Annotated in this window: 4 protein-coding genes; all 4 read right to left on the minus strand. The window is 65.7% G+C overall.

The features are described 5' to 3' along the window. The coding region (locus tag ACE3S9_RS17865) for an outer membrane protein (protein ID WP_374547827.1) at nt 1-629 on the minus strand (629 nt) is incomplete at its 3' end. A gap of 293 nt (nt 630-922) precedes the next feature. After that, a complete protein-coding gene (locus ACE3S9_RS17870; protein ID WP_374547828.1) occupies nt 923-1,180 on the minus strand; it encodes a hypothetical protein in 258 nt (85 codons plus the stop codon). A gap of 46 nt (nt 1,181-1,226) precedes the next feature. After that, entirely contained in the window at nt 1,227-2,513 is a 1,287-nt protein-coding gene (locus ACE3S9_RS17875; RefSeq protein ID WP_374547829.1) for a CCA tRNA nucleotidyltransferase, read from the minus strand. After that, a partial coding sequence (locus tag ACE3S9_RS17880) for a DUF6111 family protein (protein ID WP_374547830.1) occupies nt 2,510-2,826 on the minus strand: 317 nt, incomplete at its 5' end. The genes ACE3S9_RS17880 and ACE3S9_RS17875, both read right to left, overlap by 4 nt.

Consider the following 2,826-nt stretch of genomic DNA (forward strand, 5'->3'; position numbering starts at 1 on the left):
ATCGACGAGCCATAGACCGTCCCGCCGAAAAAGTTGTTCGTTCCGAGCGAGGTGTAGAGATATTCCGCCTTGGCGGTGATGTGCGGCGTGATCGCATATTCGGCGCCGAGGCCGAGGGCGAAGCCATTGGCCCAATAGGACTGGTCGACGAAGGATTGCGGCGAGAAGCTGCTGAGCACGCCGCGAATGTTGGCGCCGGCGTAGCCGCCCGTGCCATAGACCAGGATGCGGTCCATCGTATAGCCGAAGCGGGCGCGGGCGGTGAAAACGCCCTGAATGATGCCGGTCGAGGCGACGCCCGGCACGACATTCGCGTCGGAGGCGATGCGGGACCAGTCGTAATCCGCCTCGGCGCCGATCAGCAGATTGCCGGACTGGTAGTTGTAGCCGCCGGTCACGCCGAACAGCCATCCCTGCGGGTTGTCGCCGAAGAAGGGCGCGCCGGTCCCGTTGAAGCCGCCGATGCCGACGCCGGTGTTCAAGCCGGCGTAGAATCCGGTCCAGGTGAAAGAGGCCGGATAGTCGTAATTGCCGGCCGCGGCGCTGCGATAGGGCAGGTCGGCGGCCTGCGCCAGCGAGGCGATGGACATCGCCGCTCCGCCGATCACGGCGATCGAAACCTTTTTCATCACACAAACTCCAGATCAAGGCGCGCGAACGGGCCATCTGGAGCGATTTAGAATCGTAAAGGTAATTGGACTGTAAAAATAAATGGTTTACCCAAATTAGGAAATTTGTTGCCCTGATGGCGAATAATGAATGAAGGAGGCCTTTTCAATTTTAACCAAAAGCGGCCAAGCTGTTTTGGCTAAAGAGGGCGCTTGTCTTTTGATGTGCTAAATGATGATGGTGTGTTTTTCAGTTTATATTGGTTAATATCGTCAATTCACGTCGCGCCGCGATGAAATAAGCGAGAAACGCGTCAGTCCGCGCTGGGCAAGCGGCGCATGGTGAATTCGATGCGCCCGTCGTCAAGCTCGCGCCAGGATTCGATTTCCGTCATATAGGCGGCCTTGGGGAAGGCGGCGAAGATTTCCCGCGCTTTCTCCCGCGCCTTTTCGCGCGGCAAAGTGAAGGATTCCCGCTTGAATCCGTCCTCGCGCCGCTGCGCCGAGGTCCGGCGCAAATGGGCGGCCATGCGCGTGGCGATATCGCCGGGTTCCTTGCGTTCGACGGCCATGGTTCCTCTCGCCCGCGGGGACTGGCGCCTGCGGAAAATTAAACCATTATCGGCGCGGCCGCGTCCAGCCGGAATTTTGCGCCGGATCGCCGGAAGCCGGTTGATCGCAAGCGTGGTCGATCAGCGCGGCGACCTGTTTGGGGTCCTGCGGAAAGCCGGCGCGGATCCAGGCCGCTTGCAGGCGCTTCAGCGCGTCGCCGAGGCCGGCGCCCTGTTGCAGCCCGCGTGCGATGAGATCGGAGGCCGCGAAGGGCAGTTTCGGCGCCGGCGTGTCACGCAGAAAGGCCTCGGCGGCGCGCCAGCCGGGATCGTTCGGCGCGGCTGGGTTCTCCGCCTGGATCAGGGCAAGGCCGTCGCGCGCCGCGTCCGCCCCCAGCAGGAAGAGCTGCTCGCGCAATTGGCCGGGCGCGGGCGGAGCTTCTGCGCCATGCCAGGCGGCGGCGGTTTTGGCCATGCCGGCGAGTCGGCGTTTTTGCGCGCGCGACAGCCGCAGCGCTTCGGTGAGACGCTCGGAATCGGCTTCGCTGTGCAGGGCGAGCGCGCCGAGCGACAGCAGCGCGTCGGTCTCGCCCCGCGCGGCGAGAATCGCGGCGAGGCGCCGGCAGCGCCCGGGCCAGGGCGCGATTCCGAGAAAAGCGAGCAGACCGGCCTGGCTCATGGTTTCGATCACCTGAGACGCACGCGGCGCGGCCAGGATTTTCAGCATTTCGGCGCCAAGCCGCTCGCGCGACAGGCTGGCGATGCCGCCACGCAGGGCGATACAGGCGGCGAGGCCCGCGCCGTCGAGCGGGCCTGCGCCGTACCAGGCGGTGAATCGGAAAAAGCGCAGGATGCGCAGGTAATCTTCTGCGATGCGCTGGCGCGGATCGCCGATGAACCGCACCCGGCGCGCGGCGAGATCGTCCAGGCCGCCGACATAATCGTGCAGCGCGCCGCGCGCGTCGAGCGACAAGGCGTTGATGGTGAAATCGCGTCTTTGCGCGTCGGCCGCGAAATCGCCGCCGAACCGCACTTTGGCGCGGCGTCCGTCGGTTTCGACATCCTCGCGCAGCGAGGTCACTTCGAAATGGGCGCCATCGACGATCAGGGTCAGGGTGCCATGGTCGATTCCGGTCGGCACGACGCGCAGGCCGGCGGCTTCCGCCTTGGCCGCCACATCCTCCGGCACGGCGGCGACCGCGAGATCGATGTCTGCGACGGGCGCGCCGAGCAGGGCGTTGCGCACGGCGCCGCCGACTACGCGCAATTCGTCGCCCGCCAGCGCGGCGAAAACCTTGCGCAGGGCCGGGCGCTCGAGCAGGGCTCTGAGGGCGTCCTCGCGGGCGGCGCTCACTGGAATTGTCCCGGCGTGAGGCGGCCGTGGTCCATATGGGCCGGCACATAGACGCCGCTGCTGCGGGCGCCGAAAAAGCCCGCATAGAGGAAGCCCGATATGGCCAGCGCCAGCCCGGCGAGGGTGAGCCAGGACAAGGCGCCGCGCGACCAATGGGCCACGACGAGCGGGTGGCGCGCGCGATAAATCAGGAACAGGGCGTAAAGGAAGAATGGCGCGGCGAACAGACCGAGCGATTCGAGCAGCGATCGCGCCATGTCTAAACCTGTTCCAGAGAGGGGGCCGATGGCGCGCCGCCCGACAAAGCGCGCCC

Origin of the sequence: Rhodoblastus sp. (assembly GCF_041915505.1) — a bacterium.
Classification (GTDB): Bacteria; Pseudomonadota; Alphaproteobacteria; order Rhizobiales; family Beijerinckiaceae; genus Rhodoblastus.